We start from the raw sequence: 23,105 nt of genomic DNA, 5'->3' as shown, positions 1-23,105 counted from the left end.
AATTGACAGCTTTTTTTGCCTGAAAATCTTATTTGCATTCGGGCAAGAGTGAGAGGGAACCCAAAGCTATTTTATAGAAGTTCGTGACAAAATTTAGGTTCGTTAGCAGTCTGAGGGAGCTTAATCGCTCCCTTAATTTTATTGTTAATACTTTAGTTACAAATTACCTTAATCGCTAAACCGCCTTGTGATGTTTCACGATATTTAGCATTCATATCTTTACCTGTTTCATACATAGTTTCGATAACTTTATCCAGTGTGACACGAGGTTGTGTGTTACGACGTAACGCCATACGACTTGCGTTGATCGCTTTTACCGCAGCAATAGCGTTGCGCTCAATGCAAGGTACTTGCACTTGACCGCCAACAGGGTCACAGGTTAGCCCTAAATTGTGTTCCATCGCAATTTCGGCCGCCATACAAACTTGTTCTGGTGTGCCACCCATAATTTCAGTTAAGCCAGCAGCCGCCATTGAACAAGCAACACCAACTTCTCCTTGGCAACCTACTTCTGCACCAGAAATAGAGGCATTCATTTTATATAGAGAACCGATAGCACTAGTGGTTAATAGATAACAATCGCGTACTTCATCGGTGATCGGTGCAATAAATTTTTGGTAATAAGCCAATACCGCCGGCACAATCCCACAAGCGCCATTTGTCGGTGCGGTGACAACACGTCCGCCTGCCGCATTCTCTTCATTTACAGCTAGTGCATACATATTGATCCAATCGATTACTTTCATTGGGTCATTAGATAAGGAATTATTGGCTTCCAATAGACGGCGTAAACCAGCAGCACGACGAGCCACTTTTAATGGGCCAGGTAATAAACCGTCGGTATAAAGTCCATGATGGATACAATCTTGCATGGTTTGCCATACTTTAGTGAGATGAGTGTTTAACTCTTCTTTGCTATGTAAAGCAAGTTCATTACGTAAGATAATGCCAGAAATCGCCAAACCATTTTCACGACAATGATGAACTAAATCTGCAGCATTGTTATAAGGAAATGGTACTTGCTGATCACTAGTTTGTTGTTGATTAAAATGTGCTTCATCAACAATAAAACCACCACCGATTGAATAATAGGTTTCGCTGGCGATAAGCTGTTGATCATGGTATGCACTAATTTTCATACCATTTTCGTGTAATGGTAGAAAAGTTGAATGAAATTGCATGTCTTGGTAAAAATCAAATGCAATTTCGTGTTTTGCTAACGCTAGCGGAAAACGTTTTTGTTGTTTAAGTTGCTCAATAAAAACGGGAATATGATCAATATCAACGTTATCAGGTAAGTAGCCAGCTAAACCCATAATAATGGCAATATCAGTATTATGGCCTCGACCAGTCATCGAGAGAGAACCATACACATCAATATGTAGGTGAGTAATTTTTTCTAGCTTATCTTGCTCAACCAGATGATCAATAAATTGCTTACCGGCCTTCATTGGGCCCACAGTATGAGAACTGGAAGGACCAATGCCAATTTTGTACATATCAAAAACACTAATCATAAAAGCACACTCATTTTTTATTATTATTAATTGCAATTTGCCCTAGGCTGAAAGCCTAAGGCAAAGAAAAATGAATTTTAACGAATATTATGCGTTAAGCAATAAGGTTATACACAATATTAGAAATTGCGATTAATCCCATGATAACGACAAATAGATTACTCCATTTACCGCGATAACGTTGCATTGCTGGGATCTTTCTAATCGCGTACATTGGCATAATGAAGAGAATCATTGCAATGATTGGGCCGCCCAATGATTCAATTAAACCTAAAATGCTTGGGTTGATGATTGCAACAAACCATAAAGATAATAGGAAGAAAAGCGCAGCAATCAGATTTAGGCGACGATGATTAACTTGTTCTTGTGATTGGTTATCTTTTAATTTCAAGTATAAACCTAATAAACCTTCACGAGCGCCCATATAGTGACCAAAGAATGAACTGGTAATTGCTAAGAATGCAACTAATGGACCAAAGTAAGAGATATAAGGATTATCAAATTTATTCGCTAAGAATGATAGAATCGCGATATTTTGTTCTTTTGCTAATACAAGATCTTCTGGTGTTAAGGTTAAAACACAGCTAAATACAAAGAACATTACGAACAAGAGTAAAATTGTCGCTGTACCTTTCAATGTTTTGCTGGAGTGGTGCTCAGCAACATCGTTAAATTTGTAATGACGTTGTTGTGACAATACAAAAGAAGAAATTGCTGGGGAGTGGTTGAAAGAGAATACCAATACTGGAATAGTGATCCATAATGTCAACAAGAATTCGCTAGTGGTTGGCATTTCTTGCAACATACTGGTATTCCATTCAGGAATGAGGTAAACCGATAACGCAAAAAGAATAAAGACTAATGGGTAAACCAACCATTCTGTTACTTTTAAAACAACTTTTTCACCAAGTAAGAAAATTCCAATTAAGCTACCAATCAGGATTAATGAAAGTAAGAAACGTGGTGGAGAAGCAAGTTGTAATTGATTGACGATAAAAGAATCTACGGTATTAGTAATACCATTACCATAAATTAACAAAATTGGGAAAATAGCAAAGAAGTAGAGCAGAGTAATTAACTTACCTGCAGTTTTACCAAAGTGTTCTTCAACAACTTCTGTAATATCGCTACCTTGTTTTGCAGACGATAGGACAAATCTTGCTAAACCTCGATGAGCGAAATAAGTCATTGGCCCAACAATGATTGTCATAATTACTAGTGGCCAAAAACCGCCTTTTCCTGCATTAATTGGTAAGAAAAGTACGCCAGCACCTACTGCAGTACCAAATAAGTTTAATACCCAGGCAATGTCGAATTTATTCCAACGTTTGGATTGTTCTGTCGTAGAACGGACAGAATCGATAGTTTGCTCATTTAACATACACACACACCTTTTAGTTTGTTTTATTTGAATAGAATAATAATTTTAGGCGGCGCCATAATAGTGAAATGTGCTTGGCAGTTCAAAAGAAAAAGGGGAGTAATAATGAATATTGTGATCTTAATCGCAGAAACAAATCACCCTTGTTACATTTCTGCAATATAAACGCTTAAAAATGAAACAGATTTTCTATTGATAATTATTCTTGAATAAATTGACGATAAGATTCAAGGAAATGAACAAAATCCTCTAAACCACATAATGCCATATTTTCTTCATCATAAAATTGCAAATCATCTTCTAATGCTTCTTCGTCAATAGGATTTTCATCAAATAAAACATTTGCTTTGACCATCACTTCATCACGATTAATATGTAATGAAAATTCTTTACCTGTCACGATCTTATCAATGGTATGAGGAGTATTTTGACATTGTTTGATGACGGCAAGAATGTCTTGGATTTTCTGCAAATTACCCTGAATTTCACTATTAGCCCAACGCGCTATTGCTTCATGTTCCATTGAACATTCAACATTTACTGTTTGACGATCAAGTCGATAAAATTGAAATTCCATCTTGCCACCTCGTTGTTCTTAGATAGATTAAAGGCTATCTAATGATAGCCTTTATTGATTAAATACTAAAAGAAGAACCGCAACCACAAGTGGTTGTCGCATTCGGATTATTAACGATAAATCTTGAACCTTCTAGTCCTTCTGTATAGTCAACGGTACCACCAATCAAATATTGTAAACTCATTGGATCCACTACAAGTGTTACTCCTGAGTTATCAATGGTGAGATCACCTTCATTGACATTTTCATCAAAAGTGAAACCATATTGGAAACCACTACAACCACCACCAGTAATATAAACACGCAATTTCAAATTTGGATTATCTTCACCTTCAATTAGGTTTTTTACTTTTTTTGCCGCTGCATCGGTGAAGGTAAGAGGGACTGACATATCACTCATTGCTATAACTCCTATCAATAAATCCCACAAAAGAAAACATAGTGTTGTTATTATCTAATAACCTAGTAAATCGTTCAACAATTTCGTCGAAAGGTTTTTTCATAAGATAGTAAATAGTGTTATTATATTGCGTCAAAAATAAGAATGAATTTGGAGAAAAGAATGGCAATTCCATTAAGAAATGCAGAAGAAATTGAAAAATTAAGAGTTGCTTGTAAATTAGCATCTGATGTTTTAGTAATGATTGAACCTTACGTTAAAGCTGGCGTAACCACAGGGGAATTAGATCGTATTTGTCACGATTATATTGTGAATGAGCAACAAGCGATTCCAGCTTGCTTAAATTATCATGGTTTTCCAAAATCAGTGTGTATCTCGATTAATGAAGTGGTATGTCATGGTATCCCGAGTGATGATAAAAAGTTAAAAAATGGCGATATTCTCAACATTGATGTGACTGTGATTAAAGACGGCTATTTTGGCGATAACTCAAAAATGTATATTGTTGGCGAAGCACCAATTCGTAGCAAAAAATTATGTGAAGTCACCCAACAATCACTTTATCTTGCTTTACGTACGGTAAAACCGGGTATTCGTTTAAACGAAATTGGACGAGTGATTCAGCAGTTTGTGGAAAAACAAGGTTTTTCGGTAGTGCGAGAATATTGTGGTCATGGTATTGGTACAGAATTCCATACCGATCCACAAGTGCTACATTATTATGCTGATGATGGTGGCGTTGTGTTACAACCGGGAATGGTATTTACGATTGAACCAATGGTGAATGCGGGGAAAAAAGAGATTCGTTTAATGGGCGACGGTTGGACAGTAAAAACCAAGGATCGTAGCCATTCCGCGCAATATGAACATCAAATTGTAGTTACGGAAAATGGCTGTGAAGTATTAACAATTCGAGATGAAGAGTTAAACGATATCCAACGAATAATGATAAATAATTAAATGTTGAAAAAAGCGACTTGGATCGGAAAGAAAAAAGTCGCTTTTTTATTGGAAAAAGCATAAGTTAATTGGACGCTATAAAAATAATTAAGGAAGATTATGCAAACTCAATTTACTTTACCTGTGTTGGATGAAAAGTTATTAAATCCAGTGGATATTCGGAAAATATTTAGTGACTTAAAAGAACAGGAGTTACAAGAATTTTCCAAAGATATTGATATTTATCATTTGATTTGTCGCCGTAGTCATTTATATGACCAATTATTATTGGCATTGTGGCGACATTTTAAATTTGACCAACAAACGACATTATCTTTAATTGCTGTCGGCGGATATGGTCGTGAAGAGATGTTCCCGCTTTCAGATTTAGATTTCCTCATTTTATCGTCTGAACCTTTAACAGAACAATTAGAGCAACAGATTGCTGAATTTGTACAATTCTTATGGGATTGCCATTTTGAAGTCGGGCATAGTATCCGTACTTTAGCGCAATGTATTGAAGAGGGTAAAAACGATATTAGTATTGCGACCAATTTACTTGAGTCACGTTTTTTGGCGGGTAATCAGACTTTGTTTGAACAATTAAGCAGACAAATCTATCAAGATGATTTCTGGTCAATGAAAGATTTCTTTGTTGCAAAGCAAGCAGAAAAGAATGAACGTTATCAACGCTATCATAACACTGCGTATAACCTAGAACCTGATATTAAATATAGTCCTGGCGGATTACGTGATTTACATCTGTTATATTGGATTGCTTGGCGACACTTTAAGGCGAAAAATCTAACAGATTTACTCGATTTTGGTTTTATTTATCCTGAAGAGTATCAAGCGTTATTAGATTGCCAAACTTTCTTATTCAAATTGCGTTATGCCTTACATTTGGTGATTAAACGTTACGACAATCGTTTGTTGTTTGAACGTCAATTAAAAATCAGCAGTATGCTGGGTTATCAAGGTGAAGGAAATCAAGCTGTTGAAAAGATGATGAAGGCGTATTTCCGCAATTCACAACAAATTATGCAGTTAAGCGAAGTATTAATGCAGGATTATCAGGAACAATTTTTATCACCACATACCACAAAAATTATCGAAAAAATTGAAATTAGCCCTGCATTTTATTTGGTTAATAACAGTATTCAGTTACAATGTCACGATACATTTCAAACTGCACCTGAAACGATGGTGGAACTATTTTTACAGCTCTGTCACTATCCGCAAAGCTATATCCACTCTAGCACTTTGCGCCAATTACGTTTGGCTTTGCTAAATCAACAACATTATTTAAGTGAAAATACGCAGGCTCGCGACTATTTCATCCAAATTTTTAATCAACCACAGGCAATTACGCGAGCAATTGTACCAATGCATCGTTATGGTGTACTAAAGGCTTATTTGCGGGAATGGAAACATATTGTAGGTTTAATGCAATTTGATTTATTTCATGCTTATACAGTAGATGAACATACCGTACGTTTATTGCGGAAACTAGAAAGTTTTGCTTCTGCTGAATGTGCAGAATTGCATCCATTATGTCATCAAATTTTCCCAACTTTAACGAAGAAACCTCAACTTTTCTTAGCGGCATTATTCCATGATATTGCCAAAGGGCGTTCTGGTGATCACGCAGAATTAGGCGCTATTGATATGTTTGATTTTGCTATCCAACATGGTTTCAGTGAACAAGATGCAGAATTTATGGCATGGTTGGTTTTATCACATTTACAGATGTCAATTGTGGCGCAACGTCGTGATATTCATGACCCTGACGAAATTCGTCGTTTTGCCAATATTGTCAATAATAAAATGCGATTAGATTATTTGGTTTGTTTAACTGTTGCTGATATTTGTGCAACAAATGAAACCTTATGGAATAGTTGGAAACGTACTCTGTTGGCGACATTATATCGTTATACAAAACAACAACTTGAACAGGGTATCACTGTTCCGCTCGATTACAGCATTCAGATTTTGCAAAATCGGATTAAAGCATTAGATCTCATGCAACCGATGCTGGAAAAATATCAAATCAAAGTGAATGATGTAAATAAATTATGGCAACGTTGTCCAGAAGAGTATTTCTTACGCAATACTTCAAAGCAACTCGCATGGCATGCTGAACATTTATGTCAAATAGAAGATTTAAGTAATGAAGTAATTGTATTGGTAAGTAGTCGATTCTCTCGTGGTGCTACGGAAATTTTTATCTATTGTGCTGACCAACCACAACTCTTTAATAAAGTAGTGAGAACATTAGATGCAAAAAATTTAAGTATTCATGATGCACAAATTATTACAGCAGAAAGCGGTGAAGTTTTTGATAGTTTTATTGTCACAGAAGCGGATGGCAGTGCGTTACGTAAACCTCGTCGTGATGAAATTTCGCAAGTATTAAAAGCGGTATTAAAAGGCGAGAAAAAAGTACCAATAGCAACAGCTCGTCGCAGCAGTAAGTTACAGCACTTTAATGTGCCATTAGAAGTGCGATTCCTCAATATTGAGAAAGAGGAGCAGACAGAGTTGGAATTAATTACTAAGGATCGTGCTGGTTTATTGGCGATGATTAGTGATATTTTTACCGAACAACAATTAACTTTAGCTAATGCCAAAATTACCACAAATGGTGAGAAAGCAGAGGACTTCTTTATTTTAACTAATCTGAAAGGTGTGGCGCTAACGACTGAAGAACGACGCTTATTGCAATTAAAATTAGAAGCAGGATTACAATAATAGCTTCATTTATTAAAGACTTGCCGCAAAATGGTTTTGCGGCAAGTTTTCTATTTATATAGTGGTAAATTATGCAGTAGGAAATTTGACCTCAACTAAGCGATAAGTATCCTGTTGTTTCTCAAGATGTACAATTGTTGCAGGATAAAAAGAAATCGGGTGATGAACACCGAGTTCAGTCACAATATCATCGACTAATGGTAAATGTGACACAATCAATACACTTTGTATATTTTCATTTAAGGTATCTAGATAATCTGCAACTAAGGCAGCATTGCCATACGGAGTGAGATTATCCCAAGTTTCAACAGGAATCGATTGTTTGAATGGTTGTCGGGCTAATTGATAAGTCTGTTGTGCTCGCAAATAAGGACTGACCAAAATAAGATCTGGAACAGTTTGTTCGTTCAACCATAAACCTTGTTGTTCAGCCTGATCTTCACCTCTTGCTGTTAAAGGACGATCTTTGTCGTTAAAAGCATGAAAACCAGCTTCACCATGTCGCATTATAAAAATGTGCATATGCACTACCTCTATCCAGTAATTCCGTAAATTTTTAGTTTAGTTGCTCTCGCATTACATAAAAAATCAGCGTATAATCTCCGACCGTTTTATTATAGGTACTTTACTGCAAAAAGTACCATTTCTTCCATCAAATTTTAATTGTTTAAATTTCAAGTATTGTTGTTATCTTACGGAGTAATTAATGTCTAGAAGACTAAGAAGAACTAAAATTGTTACAACTTTAGGTCCAGCAACAGATAAGGGTAATAATTTAGAAAAAATTATTGCCGCTGGCGCAAATGTAGTACGTATGAATTTCTCTCATGGTACTGCGGAAGATCATATTAATCGCGCAGCGAAAGTACGTGAAGTTGCGAAAAAACTTGGTAAACAAGTAGCAATTTTAGGTGATTTACAAGGTCCTAAAATTCGTGTTTCTACCTTTAAAGACGGTAAAATCTTCTTAAATGTTGGTGATAAATTTATTCTGGATGCTGAATTACCAAAAGGTGAAGGTACTCAAGAATCTGTTGGTCTAGATTATAAAAATTTACCAAGAGATGTTGTTCCTGGTGATATTCTGCTTTTAGATGATGGACGAGTACAATTAAAAGTGCTTTCAACTGAAGGCGAAAAAGTATTTACTGAAGTAACTGTAGGCGGACCGCTTTCCAATAATAAAGGAATTAATAAATTAGGTGGTGGTTTATCTGCAGATGCATTAACTGAAAAAGATAAAGCAGATATTCTTACTGCGGCGAAAATTGGTGTAGATTACCTTGCAGTTTCATTCCCTCGTTCTGGTGCTGATATTGAGTATGCTCGTAAATTAGCAGTAGATGCAGGTTTAAATGCAAAAATTGTTGCTAAAGTAGAACGTGCTGAAACAGTAGCAACTGCAGAATCTATTGATGACATTATTAAAGCATCAGATGTAATCATGGTAGCACGTGGTGACTTAGGGGTAGAAATTGGCGACCCAGAGCTTGTTGGCGTACAAAAGAAATTAATTCGTCGTTCACGTCAATTAAATAAAGTTGTTATCACAGCGACACAAATGATGGAATCAATGATCAGCAACCCAATGCCAACTCGTGCAGAAGTAATGGACGTTGCTAATGCGGTATTAGATGGTACTGACGCAGTAATGTTGTCTGCTGAAACAGCAGCAGGGCAATATCCTGCAGAAACTGTTGCAGCGATGGCAAAAGTTTGTTTAGGTGCAGAGAAGATGCCAAGTATCAACGTATCTCGTCACCGTATGGATGTTGAGTTCTCTTCAATTGAAGAATCTGTGGCAATGTCTGCAATGTATGCAGCCAACCATATGAAAGGTACTGCGGCGATTATTGCTATGACAAGTACAGGTCGTACAGCACGTTTGATGTCACGTATTAGTTCTGGTTTACCAATTTTTGCACTTTCACGTAACCAAAGCGCTTTAAATCTTTGTGCATTATATCGTGGTGTTGTGCCAGTGTATTTTGAAGAGATGAGCCGTACTGTTGAAGGAGCGAAAATCGCAATTAACCTATTAAAAGAGAAAGGTTATTTAGTATCTGGTGATTTAGTATTATTAACCCAAGGCGATGAGTTCGTTTCTGGTGGTACTAACACTTGCCGTACTTTAGTTGTTGATTAATCTTTGTCAACGTTTGATAGTTACAAAAAACCTCTAACAAAATGTTAGAGGTTTTTTTATCCGATTAATTAGTTGCTCAATTTTTCTTGAATTCTTATTTCAATGCCTTCAGCATCTAATTGTAATAATTGATGAATCTCTTGTTGTGTGCCTTGAGGAATAAAATAATCAGGCAAGCCTAATTGCAATACTGGTGGAATAGTTGTATCAAAACCAGCTAACGCTTCTAAAACTGCTGAACCAGCGCCACCTTGAATTGCATTCTCTTCTAATGTAACCAACAATTGATATTGATCTTTAATTTGTCGTAAACATTCTAGATCGAGTGGTTTGACAAAGCGCATATCAATTACAGTGTAATTGTGCTTTTCTGCTACTTTCAATGCTTCCGGTAATAAAGTGCCAAAATTTAAAATTGCCACTTTCTCGCCTTCACGAACAAATTTAGCTTTCCCGATCGGTAGAAGATTTAACGGTTGTAATTCTGCGCCCGTACCAGTTCCTCTTGGATAACGTACAGCAGCAGGTTTTCCACATTGATAACCAGTGTAGAGCATTTGTCGGCATTCATTTTCATCACTTGGCGTCATTACAATTAAATTAGGGATACAGCGTAGATAACTAAGATCGAAAGCACCCTGGTGGGTTTGCCCATCTGCGCCAACGACACCTGCACGATCTATTGCAAATAACACTGGTAAGTTCTGAATGGCAACATCGTGAATAACCTGATCATAGGCACGTTGTAAGAAGGTTGAGTAGATTGCTACTACAGGTTTGTAACCGCCAATTGCTAACCCAGCAGCAAAAGTTACCGAATGTTGTTCAGCGATCGCAACATCAAAATATTGTTCTGGAAAACGTTGTGAAAATTCAACCATACCTGAGCCTTCACGCATAGCTGGGGTGATACCAATTAATTTTGGATCTTGAGCTGCCATTTCACAAAGCCATTTTCCAAAGATTTCTGAATAGGTTGGTAGCGTAGTTTTACTTTTTGGTAATTCACCACTTAACGGATTAAATTTAGGCACACCATGAAAACCAATAGGATCACGTTCAGCCGGTTCGTACCCTTTACCTTTTTTGGTGATGACATGTAAAAATTGCGGTCCTTTTAAGGTGCTCATATTTTTCAAAGTAGAAATTAATTCTTCTACATTATGACCATCAATTGGACCAATATAGTTAAAGCCTAATTCTTCAAAAAGTGTACCACCTGGTGAAATAAAACCTTTAACATGTTCTTCGGTTTTTTGCACAAATTCTTTTATTGGCGGTAAACCTGAAAGAATTTTCTTACCGCCTTCACGTAGAGAAGAGTAAAAAGAACCAGAAAGCAGGCGAGCTAAATGGTTATTCAATGCACCAACATTTTCTGAAATTGACATATCGTTATCATTCAAAATAACTAACATATCTGTGTGTAGTGCGCCGGCATGATTCATCGCTTCAAAGGCCATGCCAGCTGTTATTGCACCATCACCAATTACACAAATGGTTTTTCTACCAGCATTTTCACGTTGCGCTGCAACAGCGATGCCCAAGCCAGCACTAATCGAAGTCGAGGAGTGACCAACACTTAACACATCGAAAGGACTTTCTTCACGCCAAGGGAACGGATGAATACCACCTTTTTGACGAATGGTATGCATTTGATCACGACGCCCGGTTAAAATTTTATGCGGATAAGCTTGATGTCCAACATCCCAAATTAACTGATCAAACGGCGTATTAAAAACATAATGTAATGCAACAGTTAATTCTACCGTGCCTAGACCTGAAGCCAGATGCCCACTACTTTGACTAACACTTTCTAAAAGATATTTACGTAATTGATCGCAAAGCTCTGGTAATTGCTCTTTCGCTAACAAACGTAAATCATCTGGAGAATTGATCTGTGATAAAAGTGAATAATTTGACATAGTATTTTGTAAAATCCGTTAAAAAATAAATAGTTAGTTCCGCCGTTGAATAATAAATTCTGCTAATGCACTTAATGCGGTAGTGTCAAAAGCTAGTTGTTCTAGCACAGATTGTGCCGTCAGATATAAATCTTGTGCCTTTTGTTTGGCTTGTTCTAATCCTAATAATTGTGGATAAGTACTTTTGTGCGATTTTAGATCAGAACCTGCATTTTTACCTAGTTCTTCATTATTAGAAGTGATATCTAAAATATCATCTTGTACTTGAAATGCTAGGCCAATGGCTTGAGAAAATAATGTTAATTTTTGCTCCAACGCTTTATCTGTATGGTAATCAGAAGCATAAAAACCCAATAAGACTGATGCGGTAATTAACGCACCTGTTTTGTGATTATGAATTCTTTCTAATTCTGTTAGGGTTAATTGTTTATTTTCAGAAATTAAGTCCAAACTTTGCCCTAAACACATTCCTTGTGCACCAGAAGCTTTGGCGAGTAATGATAATTGCTGGATTTTTTGTGCGTCAGTTAAAGGTGCTTGTGATAATAATTCGAAGGCATAACTTTGCAGAGCATCACCAGCTAAAATTGCTGTTGCTTCATCAAAAGCAATATGGCAGGTTGGTTGATTACGTCGTAATGTATCATTATCCATTGCAGGTAAATCATCATGAATAAGAGAATAACAATGAATACATTCGATAGCACCAGCAAGATGATCAAGTTTCTCAAGAGGAACACCTAACATTCTACCTGTTGCATACACGAGAAAGGGACGAATACGTTTTCCGCCAAGCAATAAGCTATAACGCATTGCATCTGCCAGTGGAGCAGGAGCACTGTTCAACGAATTTAATTGTTGACGTAAAAATTCATTATTACGTTGCTGTAAAACAACTAGATCTGCTGAAAATTGATACATTGTTTATCCTAATAAGGCTTTTTCACTATTATAAATATTATTTTGCTTAGCTCAAATCGGAGCTGCTTAAAAAGGTGAATCCTCATCAGTTTGTTCAAGATTAGCAGAATAATCACTCAATGAGGCAGTAGTATTTTTTTCTAAAAGAATTTGAACACGTTGTTCAGCGTTAGTTAAACGTTCTTGCGCTTGTTTGGCTAAATTTACCCCTAACTCAAATTGCGCTAAAGCATCTTCTAAATTTAAATCTCCCTGCTCAAGGCGATTTACTACTGCTTCAAGTTCGGTTAATGCATTTTCAAAACTTACTGGTTGTTCTTTCTTTTTCATAATAAAAATTTGTCTGTTTTCAATGGGCTATATTGTACCTAATTTGACAGAAGTTTAGTTGGATTTTTTACGCAGATGTTATTTTTCGTGTAGAATACGCACTTAATTTTTTCTGAGTGTATTTGAAACAAAAATATGAAATTTATTATTAAATTATTTCCAGAAATCATGATTAAAAGTGATTCTGTGCGTAAACGTTTTATTAAAATTTTAACTGGGAACATTCGCAATGTTTTAAACAAATATGATGATCAAGTAGCAGTGGTTAAACACTGGGATTACATTGAAGTTAGAACAAAAAATGCAGAAAAAAATGAGCTGCTAATTGAATTATTACAACGTATTCCGGGTATCCATCATTTTTTACAAGTAGAAGAGAAGCCTTTCACCACTTTACAAGATATTTTCCAGATTGTTTATGCTGATATTGGTAATCAATTGGACAACAAAACTTTTTGTGTTCGAGTAAAACGTAAGGGTAGTCATCAATTTACTTCACTGGATGCTGAACGTTATATAGGCGGTGGTTTAAATCAGCACATTACTACAGCGAAAGTGAAATTAACGGATCCCGATGTGGTAGTGCGTATTGAAATTGAACATGATCATGTGATGTTAGTTAAAGCACGTTTTGAAGGGATTGGCGGATATCCAATTGGCACACAAGAGGATCTTTTATCGCTGATTTCTGGTGGTTTTGATTCTGGCGTATCTAGTTATATGTTGTTACGTCGTGGCTGTCGTGTGCATTATTGTTTCTTTAATTTAGGCGGTGCTGCACATGAAATCGGCGTAAAACAGATGGCGTATCATATTTGGCAACGCTATGGTAGTTCACATCGTGTTCGTTTTGTGGCTGTGAATTTTGAAAAGATTGTTGCAGAAATTTTGGAAAAAATTGATAACGGACAGATGGGTGTTGTGCTTAAACGTATGATGGTTCGTGCAGCGAGTAAAGTGGCAGAGCGTTTTCAAATTCAAGCTATTGTTACTGGTGAAGCTCTTGGGCAAGTATCTAGTCAAACATTAACTAATTTGCGTTTAATTGATGAAGCAGCAGAATGTTTGGTGTTACGTCCATTAATTTCACATGATAAAGAACAAATTATTGCAATGGCCAAACAAATTGGCACTGATGATATTGCGAAATCAATGCCAGAGTTTTGTGGCGTAATTTCTAAAAATCCAACAGTAAAAGCAATAAAATCAAAAATTGAAGCTGAAGAACTTAATTTTGATTTTTCATTATTAGAAGATGCTGTATGGAATGCAGAATATTTAGATATTCGTCAAATTGCAGAACAAACAGAACGAGAAGTACCGCAAGTGGAAATGGTATCAGTATTGCAAGATGATGATGTAATTATTGATATTCGTAGTCCAGAAGAAAATGATGAGTCACCATTAGAGATAGCTGATCGTACGATCTTACATATTCCTTTCTATAAACTTTCTAGCCAATTTCCAGAGTTAGATCAAAGTAAAAATTATCTATTATTTTGTGAACGAGGTGTAATGAGTCGTTTGCAAGCTCTGTACCTAAAAGACCAAGGATTTAATAATATCCGAGTATTTAGGAAATAGTCATTAAATCTTACAACTGTAAAATGCATCAATTTTTTATTAGAAAGTTGGTGCATTTTTGTTTTTATAGCTGTTTTTTATTGTGACTGTGTCACGAAAAAAATTCGGCATTATTCATTAAATATTAATATTATTGAGAGCAAAATAAATCATTGGTTTACAGAGTCTATGCAAAATCATAAGATAACTAATTCTTTTAAAATTCATGTATTTAACATAAAAAACCTTATTTTTAACCAGATAACTTCCTTTATATAATGTATATTATGTTAAATAATATAATTTGTGATGTTGATGATGCGATTTTATTCATTACTCTGTTTTCTGTTCTATCTTCTGTTCTATCTCCATTTCTTTTTAGCTTTTATTGATTGTTTTATTTTTAAGTAAGATCTATCTCTCTGTTGCAGACTTCGTTATAAAATCATTTTTTGTTTTTAAGTGATTTCTGTTTCTGTATTGCTTGTCTGTTTTGATATGTGATTCTTATAAGATAATTTTCCTGTGATTCATATTGCTGCTGTTCAATATTTTTCTGTTCAGAAATTTCAGTGCGAGTTTCGACTTTTCTTTTGTGTTTAAAGATAGGAGCAAGATTTATGGTTTTGAAAGATTGCTTGCTTTTTATGCGAGAAAAATTAAAGAGGTGAATTATTTTCTCTAATCTAAAAATCAGGCTTGCTTTTCGATATATTCAAGCGTACTATTTTGCTAGTACAACATATATAGGAAGTTTAAGAGGATTTTATCGTGTCTTTTTTAGAAGTTATTCAACAAGCGATTCCCTATCAAGCGGACACAACATCACTATTCGCACGTTTATGTGAAAGTAAAAACAATACACTATTATTAGATTCTGCAGAAATTGGCAGTAAAAACAGTATAAAGAGTTTGTTAATTGCCAAATCTGCGCTGAAAGTGAAATGTGAACAACAAAAAGTTTATTTTCAAGCATTAACTGCAAACGGTGTACAAGTTATTAAGCAATTAGTACAAGAATTCAAAAAACACTCTACTCTTACCGTTACTCAAACCGATTTAGAATTAACAGTGGTGTTTCCTGTATTAAATAATGAATTAGATGAAGATAGTAAATTACAGGCGTTAACCGTATTTGATGGCTTACGTACTATATTAGATTTATATAAATCTTATGAGAAACCTATTTTTCTAGGTGGTTTATTTGCTTATGATTTAGTAGCAAATTTTATTCCTATGCAGGAAATTACTTTAGAAGATGATGGTTTAACTTCTGCGGATTATAGTTTTTATCTTGCTGAACAATTAATTGTCATTGATCATCAAAAAGAAAAAGCGGAACTTTATTCTTATATCTTTGATAATACAAAAAAAATATCAGTTTCAGAACAAGCAAAAACGATAGTTTATCAACTCAATCAACCTGTAGAAACAGTGTTGGCTAAGCAAACAGCATCAACAGATGTTAAGGTAAATATTGATGATGATAACTTTAAAGCCATTATTGAACACTTGAAACATCATATTAATATTGGTGATGTTTTCCAAATTGTACCTTCACGCCGTTTTTCTCTGGCTTGTCCTAGTCCGTTGGCGACCTATCATCAATTAAAGCATAACAATCCAAGCCCATATATGTTTTTTATGCAGGATGATGACTTCACTCTATTTGGCGCTTCACCGGAAAGTGCGTTGAAATATACCCAAGCAACTCGTCAGCTAGAAATCTATCCAATTGCAGGTTCTCGTCCACGTGGTTTCAATAGTGATGGACAAATTGATCCTGAATTAGATGCGCGTTTGGAATTAGAGTTACGTTTAGATCATAAAGAACAATCAGAGCATTTGATGCTAGTTGATTTAGCTCGTAATGATATTGCTAGGGTTTGTGTAAGTGGCACTCGTCGTGTTGCTGAGTTGATGCAAGTTGATCGCTACTCTCACATTATGCATTTGGTTTCTCGTGTTGTTGGTCAATTAAGACCAGAATTGGATGCCTTACATGCTTATCAAGCTTGTATGAATATGGGAACTTTGACAGGCGCACCAAAAATTAAAGCGATGCAGCTTATTTATCAGGTGGAAAAACAGCGTCGTCATAGTTATGGCGGTGCGGTAGGTTATCTCTCTTCACATGGTGATTTTGATACTTGTATCGTCATTCGTTCAGCATTTGTACAAAATGGCATTGCTTATATTCAAGCAGGTTGTGGTGAGGTATTAGATTCCGATCCGCAAATGGAAGCGGATGAAACACGTCATAAAGCGGCAGCAGTCATCAAAGCAATTAAACAAACCAATTGCCAAGCGTAAGGATGTATTATGGCTAATATTCTTTTTTTAGATAATTTTGACTCTTTTACTTATAACTTAGTCGATCAATTTCGTGTATTAGGTCATAACGTGACAGTGTATCGTAATGATTGTGACTTACAAACCCTTATTAAAGCAGCAACAGCACAACCAGATACAATATTAGCGCTCTCTCCTGGACCAGGTAATCCGCAACAAGCAGGAAATATGTTACCGTTGATTGCAGCATTAAAAAATCGCTGTCCGATCATCGGAATTTGTCTAGGGCACCAAGCAATTATCGAAGCATTTGGTGGTGAAATTGTGCATGCTGGTGAAGTTATGCATGGTAAAGTTTCAAAAATTACCCATGATAATCAAGCAATGTTTTCGGGCTTAGCCAATCCTCTACCCGTCGCTCGTTATCATTCATTGATGGGGGTTAAGTTACCTGATGAGTTAGTAGTAAATGCAGAATACAATGGGATTGTTATGGCGATTCGCCATCGTGATTTACCGATTTGTAGTTTTCAATTCCACCCAGAATCTATTTTAACTGTACAAGGTGGGCAATTATTGAAACAAGCAATTGATTGGTTATTAGCACAACAACATCAACAATAATAATAAAAATTGGGGAAAAAGATTATGGAAATACAACAAATACTTGAAACATTATTTAACGGAAACTCGCTAAGCAGAGAACAAAGTGAACAACTTTTTAGTGCAATTGTACAAGGACAACTAAGTAACGAACAATTAGCCGCTGCACTAATTGCTTTAAAAATTAAAGGAGAATCTGTTGCTGAAATTAGTGGAGCGGTAACTGCTCTACTTAATGCAGCTGAGCCTTTCCCTACACCAGATTATGTGTTTGCCGATATTGTGGGTACTGGTGGTGATGGTGCTAATACGATTAATATTTCCACAGCGAGTGCAATTGTTGCTGCCAGCATGGGAGCAAAAGTGGCTAAACATGGTAATCGTAGTGTATCGAGTAAAACAGGATCGAGTGATGTCCTTGCGGCGTTAAATGTTCGTTTAGATCTTGATGCAGCTACGGCACGTCAAGCGCTAGATGAAATTGGTATTTGTTTCTTATTCGCACCACAATATCATCGCGGTTTTAAACATGCTATTCCCGTACGCCAGGCATTAAAAACACGTACAATCTTTAATATTCTTGGTCCGCTTATTAACCCGGCAAAACCAAAACATCAAATGTTAGGTGTTTATGATGTAAAACTATTACAACCTTATGCCGAAACTGCATTGGCATTAGGACATCAGCATAGTGTTGTTATTCATGGTAGTGGTTTGGATGAGGTTGCTTTACATGGCACGACAGAAGTTGCTGAAATTGTGGATGGTAAAATTGAACGTTATACATTAACTGCCAGTGATTTCGGTTTAAAACCACAATCATTAGAAGCCATTCGTGGTGGTGAACCGGCAGAAAATGCACAAATATTACGTTTATTATTGCAAGGAAAAGGTAATGAAGCTCATGCCAATGCAGTCGCGGCTAATACTGCTCTGTTATTAAGATTATTCGGCTATCAAGATCTAAAACAAACTACACAACAAGTTTTAGCACAATTAGCTAGCGGTAAAGCCTTTGCCACATTGGAACGATTAGCACAATATTAATGGAATAGTTATGATTACACAGGATTTTTCACAAACAATGCAATCTACTGCAACTGTATTGCAGAAAATTGTTGCCGATAAATTACTTTGGGTAGAACAACAGCAAAAAAATTTCCCATTGGCACAATTTAAAGATCAGATTGAATCAAGTGATCGTGATTTCTATCATGCTTTAGCACAAGGCACGCATCAAGTACCAGCATTTATCTTAGAATGCAAAAAAGCTTCGCCATCTAAAGGTTTGATTCGACAAGAGTTTGATTTAGAAGGTATTGCTGACGTTTATCGTCATTATGCAAGTGCTATTTCGGTTTTAACTGATGAGAAATATTTCCAAGGAAATTTTGCTTATTTGCCAAAAGTAAGACAATTGGTACATCAACCAGTACTGTGCAAAGATTTTATGATTAGCGAGTATCAAGTCTATTTAGCTCGTTATTATCAAGCGGATGCGATTTTACTTATGCTCTCTGTTGTGGACGATAATACCTATCGTATTTTGGCTGATCTAGCTCACTCCTTAGGCATGGGCGTGCTGACAGAAACTTCCAACGAAGCAGAATTACAACGTGCGATTTCTCTCAATGCGAAAGTGATTGGCATTAATAATCGTAATTTGCACGATCTTTCAGTTGATTTACAACGCACCTTACATCTAGCACCAAAAATTCCTGAAGATCGCATTATTATTAGCGAATCAGGTATTTATACGCATCAACAAGTGCAACAACTGAAACCTTATGTCAATGCATTTCTGATTGGCAGCAGTTTAATGGGAAGTAAAGATCTTAATTCGGCAGTACGGGCGATTATTTATGGTGAAAATAAGATTTGTGGTTTGACTCGTCCGCAAGATGCGCAACAAGCCTATCAATGTGGTGCTTTGTATGGTGGTTTAATTTTTGCTGAACGCTCTCCTCGTTGTATTAGTTTACGACAAGCACAAGAAATTACCACTGCAGCGCCATTACGCTATGTTGGTGTATTCCAAAATCAAGAGCTCGAGTTGATTACCAAATTAGTACAACAATTATCGCTATTTGCAGTGCAATTACATGGCAATGAATCAACAGACTTTATTCAAGAATTACGCCAGCAGCTACCAAAAGATTGCCAAATCTGGCGTGCAGTTAGTGTCGATACTACAACTGAGCAATTACAATTCCAACCAGATGAAAATATTGATCGTTATGTTTTTGATGCCAAAGTTAAGACTCAACAAGGTGGTACTGGAAAGACATTTGATTGGGCATTGCTGCCCGAAGAGTACAAACACAAAATTATGCTCGCTGGCGGGTTGAATGCCGATAATATTGAAAATGCTATTGCACAACGTTGTTTAGGTGTCGATATTAATTCTGGGGCAGAAAGCCAAGCTGGTATAAAAGATGTAACAAAATTACAGACCATTTTTGCAAAAATTATTAAGAATTAGGATAAAACTATGAGTGATACATTATTAAACCCTTATTTTGGTGAATTTGGCGGCATGTATGTTCCGGAAATTCTAGTACCAGTGTTACAACAATTAGAACAAGCCTTTGTTGAAGCTAGACAAGATCCCGAATTCCAACGTCAATTTAATGATCTATTGAAAAATTATGCTGGTCGTCCTACAGCATTAACGCTCTGCCGTAATTTAACCAAAGGTACAAAAACTAAACTTTATTTAAAACGTGAAGATTTATTGCATGGCGGAGCGCACAAAACTAATCAGGTATTAGGACAAGCGTTATTAGCAATGCGTATGGGTAAAACTGAAATTATTGCTGAAACTGGCGCAGGACAGCATGGTGTTGCTACTGCTCTTGCTTGTGCCATGCTCGGCTTAAAATGTCGCATTTATATGGGAGCGAAAGATGTTGAACGACAATCGCCAAATGTATTTAGAATGCGCTTAATGGGGGCAGAAGTCATTTCGGTAAATAAAGGTTCTTGCTCGCTCAAAGATGCTTGTTGTGAAGCGATGCGTGATTGGTCAGCGAATTATGACAAAGCACACTATTTATTAGGTACTGCCGCTGGTCCACATCCTTTCCCAACTATTGTGCGTGAGTTTCAAAAAATGGTTGGGGAAGAAACTAAACGTCAAGTATTAGAACGTGAAGGAAGATTACCAGATGCGGTAATCGCTTGTGTTGGCGGTGGTTCAAATGCAATTGGTATGTTTGCTGATTTTATTGATGAAACTTCCGTACAATTAATTGGTGTTGAGCCAGCAGGAAAAGGCATTGAAACAGGTGAACATGGGGCACCGCTTGGGCATGGTTCAGTCGGGATCTATTTTGGTATGAAATCACCATTAATGCAGACAGCTGATGGACAAATTGAAGAATCTTATTCTGTTTCTGCTGGTTTGGACTTCCCGTCTGTTGGGCCGCAGCACGCCTATTTACATAGTACGGGACGAGCTAATTATGTTTCCATTACTGATGCGGAAGCATTAAATGCTTTCCAAGAATTAGCACAACATGAAGGGATTATTCCAGCATTAGAATCCTCGCATGCTTTGGCGCACGCTTTGAAATTAATTAAACAAGATCCGGAAAAAGAACAAATTTTGGTGGTTAATTTGTCAGGACGTGGTGATAAAGATATTTTTACAGTAGATAAAATTTTAAATGGGAAAGGAGCGTAATTATGAGCCGTTTTGATCAGCTTTTTGCGAAATTACAACAACAAAATCAAGGTGCATTCGTTCCTTTTGTTACGTTATGTGATCCAACATTAGATCTCTCATTCGAGATTATTTGTACTTTGGTGGACAATGGTGCGGATGCGTTAGAATTAGGCTTCCCTTTTTCTGATCCTTTACTTGATGGCCCAGTGATTCAAGCAGCCAATAATCGTGCTTTGTCTGCGGGTTTTAGTACGGAAGCTTGTTTTACTTTATTAGCGCAAATTCGTCAAAAATACCCAGAAATACCGATTAGCTTATTGTTATGTGCAAATCTTATCTATACACAAACATTGGATCGTTTTTATCAACGCTGCCAACAAGTTGGAGTTGATGCAGTGTTAGTCGCTGATATTCCGCTATTAGCTGCTGATGAATATGTACAAAGTGCTGCTAAATATGGTATTCAACCTGTCTTTATTTGCCCACCGAATGCAAATGAAAAGACCATTACTGGTGTTGCTAAAAATAGCCAAGGATACACTTATCTGGTTTCTCGTGCTGGGGTTACTAGCGCAGAAAATCAGGCACATGCTAGTAACTTAGTTGATTTGATTAGCGGTTTAAAAGCACACAATGCACCACCAATTTTGCAAGGTTTTGGTATTGCTCAACCAAGTCAAGTAAAAGAAGCATTACAATCAGGTACAGCTGGAGCAATTTCTGGTTCCGCAGTGGTTAAAATTATTGAGCGAAACTTAGATAATCACTCTCAATGTTTAGTGGAATTGGCTGAGTTTGTGCGAAATATGAAGCAAGCAACGTTATAATTTAACAATAGATAAAAAGCTGCCGATATTTGGCAGCTTTTTTGTGCAGTTTGCAACGATAACACTAAATAGCGAATACCTGATTTAACGTTGTTTTGCCTGAAAATTTGTGAACTTCCCCACAAAATAGATAAAAAAGCTCACAATTTTCCGAATTGTCTTTATAATAGCGCAAATTTTTTTGGAGGTGCTGAATGGCAACAATTAAAGATGTCGCAAAATTAGCTGGAGTATCCACTACTACTGTTTCTCATGTGATTAATAAAACTCGTTTTGTAGCGGAAGATACAACCAAATTAGTTTGGGAAGCAATTCAACAACTTAATTATTCTCCAAGTGCTGTGGCACGTAGTTTGAAAGTCAATACAACTAAATCGATCGGTATGATTATTACTACAAGCGAGACCCCTTATTTTGCTGAAATAGTTCATGCTGTTGAAGAATATTGTTATCAACAAGGCTATTCTCTTTTTCTATGTAATACACAGAATAATTTCCAAAAAATCAGTAACCATTTAGATATGTTGGTCAAAAAACGTGTGGATGGTATTTTGGTAATGTGTTCTGAATATACACAAGATTCAATCGATTTATTTGCTAATTTTACTATGCTGCCGATTGTAGTAATGGATTGGGGGCCAAAAAACAACTCCAAAATGGATGTTATCCAAGATAATAGCTTCGAAGGCGGTTATTTAGCAACAAAGCACTTGATCGATTATGGCCATAAAAAAATCGGTATTATTGCTGGTGATTTAGCAAAAACTACAGCCAAAACACGTTATGAAGGCTATGTGAAAGCGATGCAAGAAGCTGGATTAGCTATTAATCCAAACTGGGTGCTAGAGGGACATTTTGAACCAGAAGATGGTTTTGAGTGTATGAATAAGATTTTAGCGCAAAAAGAGTTACCAACAGCCGTATTTTGTTGTAATGATGTGATGGCGTTAGGTGCAATTTCTGCAATTGGCGAAAAAGGATTGTCAGTACCAAATGATATTTCCATCATTGGCTATGATGATATTCACGCTTCTCGCTTCTATGCGCCACCATTAACGACGATTCATCAATCGAAAATGCGCTTAGGCATTATGGCAATGGATTTATTAATTGAAAGAATGGCTGATAAAAATAAAGAAACAGCTAGAATTGAAATGCATCCAGAGTTGATTGTGCGTAAATCGGTAAAACGTTTGAAATAACTTTTTCTAAGTGATTAAAGTATTAAAAGGCAAAGTTGTTAATTACTTGGCCTAATAGACAAAA

19 protein-coding genes are annotated in these 23,105 nt (G+C 36.3%); 11 read left to right on the top strand and 8 right to left on the bottom strand.

The annotated features are described in order from the left end of the window. Window positions 1–152: 152 nt before the first annotated feature. The 4 genes from QS62_RS11345 to erpA form a co-directional block, all read right to left on the bottom strand. A complete protein-coding gene (locus QS62_RS11345; RefSeq protein WP_066110260.1) occupies window positions 153–1,517 on the bottom strand; it encodes an L-serine ammonia-lyase in 1,365 nt (454 codons plus the stop codon). 94 nt (window positions 1,518–1,611) lie between these two features. Further along, complete coding sequence (locus QS62_RS11340) at window positions 1,612–2,898, bottom strand: serine/threonine transporter (RefSeq protein ID WP_066110258.1); 1,287 nt, start codon at window positions 2,896–2,898, stop codon at window positions 1,612–1,614. A 199-nt stretch (window positions 2,899–3,097) separates the two neighbouring features. Beyond that, the gene (locus QS62_RS11335; RefSeq protein ID WP_066110256.1) at window positions 3,098–3,475 is read right to left on the bottom strand and encodes a YacL family protein; all 378 of its coding nucleotides are present in this window, start codon (window positions 3,473–3,475) and stop codon (window positions 3,098–3,100) included. A 58-nt stretch (window positions 3,476–3,533) separates the two neighbouring features. Next, window positions 3,534–3,875 (bottom strand): iron-sulfur cluster insertion protein ErpA, encoded by a 342-nt coding sequence (erpA, locus tag QS62_RS11330; protein ID WP_066110253.1) that lies wholly within the window; start codon window positions 3,873–3,875, stop codon window positions 3,534–3,536. A gap of 144 nt (window positions 3,876–4,019) precedes the next feature. Here erpA and map point away from each other — a divergent pair, with 144 nt between their 5' ends. Both map and glnD read left to right on the top strand, forming a co-directional pair. Then, window positions 4,020–4,835 (top strand): type I methionyl aminopeptidase, encoded by an 816-nt coding sequence (gene map / locus QS62_RS11325; RefSeq protein ID WP_156536734.1) that lies wholly within the window; start codon window positions 4,020–4,022, stop codon window positions 4,833–4,835. 99 nt (window positions 4,836–4,934) lie between these two features. After that, window positions 4,935–7,565, top strand: a complete 2,631-nt coding sequence (glnD, locus tag QS62_RS11320; protein WP_066110249.1) for a bifunctional uridylyltransferase/uridylyl-removing protein GlnD — start codon at window positions 4,935–4,937, stop codon at window positions 7,563–7,565. Window positions 7,566–7,634: 69 nt separating this feature from the next. Here the strand turns inward: glnD and sixA are convergent, their stop codons facing one another. Further along, a complete protein-coding gene (gene sixA, locus QS62_RS11315) occupies window positions 7,635–8,087 on the bottom strand; it encodes a phosphohistidine phosphatase SixA (RefSeq protein WP_066110246.1) in 453 nt (150 codons plus the stop codon). A 184-nt stretch (window positions 8,088–8,271) separates the two neighbouring features. Here sixA and pyk point away from each other — a divergent pair, with 184 nt between their 5' ends. Then, window positions 8,272–9,711 (top strand): pyruvate kinase, encoded by a 1,440-nt coding sequence (pyk, locus tag QS62_RS11310; protein WP_066110244.1) that lies wholly within the window; start codon window positions 8,272–8,274, stop codon window positions 9,709–9,711. A gap of 68 nt (window positions 9,712–9,779) precedes the next feature. Here pyk and dxs read toward each other — a convergent pair whose 3' ends face one another. From dxs to xseB, 3 genes are all read right to left on the bottom strand, one after another. Next, window positions 9,780–11,636, bottom strand: a complete 1,857-nt coding sequence (gene dxs, locus QS62_RS11305) for a 1-deoxy-D-xylulose-5-phosphate synthase (protein ID WP_066110242.1) — start codon at window positions 11,634–11,636, stop codon at window positions 9,780–9,782. A gap of 33 nt (window positions 11,637–11,669) precedes the next feature. Beyond that, entirely contained in the window at window positions 11,670–12,557 is an 888-nt protein-coding gene (ispA, locus tag QS62_RS11300) for a (2E,6E)-farnesyl diphosphate synthase (protein WP_066110240.1), read from the bottom strand. A 66-nt stretch (window positions 12,558–12,623) separates the two neighbouring features. Then, entirely contained in the window at window positions 12,624–12,887 is a 264-nt protein-coding gene (gene xseB, locus QS62_RS11295) for an exodeoxyribonuclease VII small subunit (protein WP_066110238.1), read from the bottom strand. Between the two features lie 135 nt (window positions 12,888–13,022). On the opposite strand from xseB, the gene thiI reads away from it, so the two are divergent. The 8 genes from thiI (at window position 13,023) to purR (ending at window position 23,041) form a co-directional block, all read left to right on the top strand. Then, the gene (thiI, locus tag QS62_RS11290) at window positions 13,023–14,471 is read left to right on the top strand and encodes a tRNA uracil 4-sulfurtransferase ThiI (protein ID WP_066110237.1); all 1,449 of its coding nucleotides are present in this window, start codon (window positions 13,023–13,025) and stop codon (window positions 14,469–14,471) included. A gap of 750 nt (window positions 14,472–15,221) precedes the next feature. Further along, window positions 15,222–16,763 carry an anthranilate synthase component I gene (gene trpE, locus QS62_RS11285; protein WP_066110235.1) on the top strand — a complete coding sequence of 514 codons (1,542 nt, stop codon included), beginning with the start codon at window positions 15,222–15,224 and terminating at the stop codon, window positions 16,761–16,763. 9 nt (window positions 16,764–16,772) lie between these two features. Next, the gene (locus QS62_RS11280; protein WP_066110233.1) at window positions 16,773–17,366 is read left to right on the top strand and encodes an aminodeoxychorismate/anthranilate synthase component II; all 594 of its coding nucleotides are present in this window, start codon (window positions 16,773–16,775) and stop codon (window positions 17,364–17,366) included. Window positions 17,367–17,390: 24 nt separating this feature from the next. After that, window positions 17,391–18,392, top strand: a complete 1,002-nt coding sequence (gene trpD, locus QS62_RS11275; protein ID WP_066110230.1) for an anthranilate phosphoribosyltransferase — start codon at window positions 17,391–17,393, stop codon at window positions 18,390–18,392. A 10-nt stretch (window positions 18,393–18,402) separates the two neighbouring features. Beyond that, window positions 18,403–19,827 (top strand): bifunctional indole-3-glycerol-phosphate synthase TrpC/phosphoribosylanthranilate isomerase TrpF, encoded by a 1,425-nt coding sequence (gene trpCF, locus QS62_RS11270; protein ID WP_066110228.1) that lies wholly within the window; start codon window positions 18,403–18,405, stop codon window positions 19,825–19,827. Window positions 19,828–19,836: 9 nt separating this feature from the next. Next, window positions 19,837–21,030: a tryptophan synthase subunit beta gene (gene trpB / locus QS62_RS11265; RefSeq protein ID WP_066110226.1), complete on the top strand. Its 1,194-nt coding sequence runs from the start codon at window positions 19,837–19,839 to the stop codon at window positions 21,028–21,030. Between the two features lie 2 nt (window positions 21,031–21,032). Continuing rightward, window positions 21,033–21,839 carry a tryptophan synthase subunit alpha gene (gene trpA, locus QS62_RS11260; protein WP_066110224.1) on the top strand — a complete coding sequence of 269 codons (807 nt, stop codon included), beginning with the start codon at window positions 21,033–21,035 and terminating at the stop codon, window positions 21,837–21,839. Between the two features lie 194 nt (window positions 21,840–22,033). Beyond that, window positions 22,034–23,041, top strand: coding sequence for an HTH-type transcriptional repressor PurR (purR, locus tag QS62_RS11255; protein ID WP_066110223.1), 1,008 nt, complete (start codon window positions 22,034–22,036; stop codon window positions 23,039–23,041). Window positions 23,042–23,105: the final 64 nt, after the last annotated feature.

The sequence above is a fragment of the Gallibacterium salpingitidis genome (genome assembly GCF_001678495.1).
Lineage (GTDB): Bacteria > Pseudomonadota > Gammaproteobacteria > Enterobacterales > Pasteurellaceae > Gallibacterium > Gallibacterium salpingitidis.
This window is presented reverse-complemented; position numbering and strand designations above follow the sequence as displayed.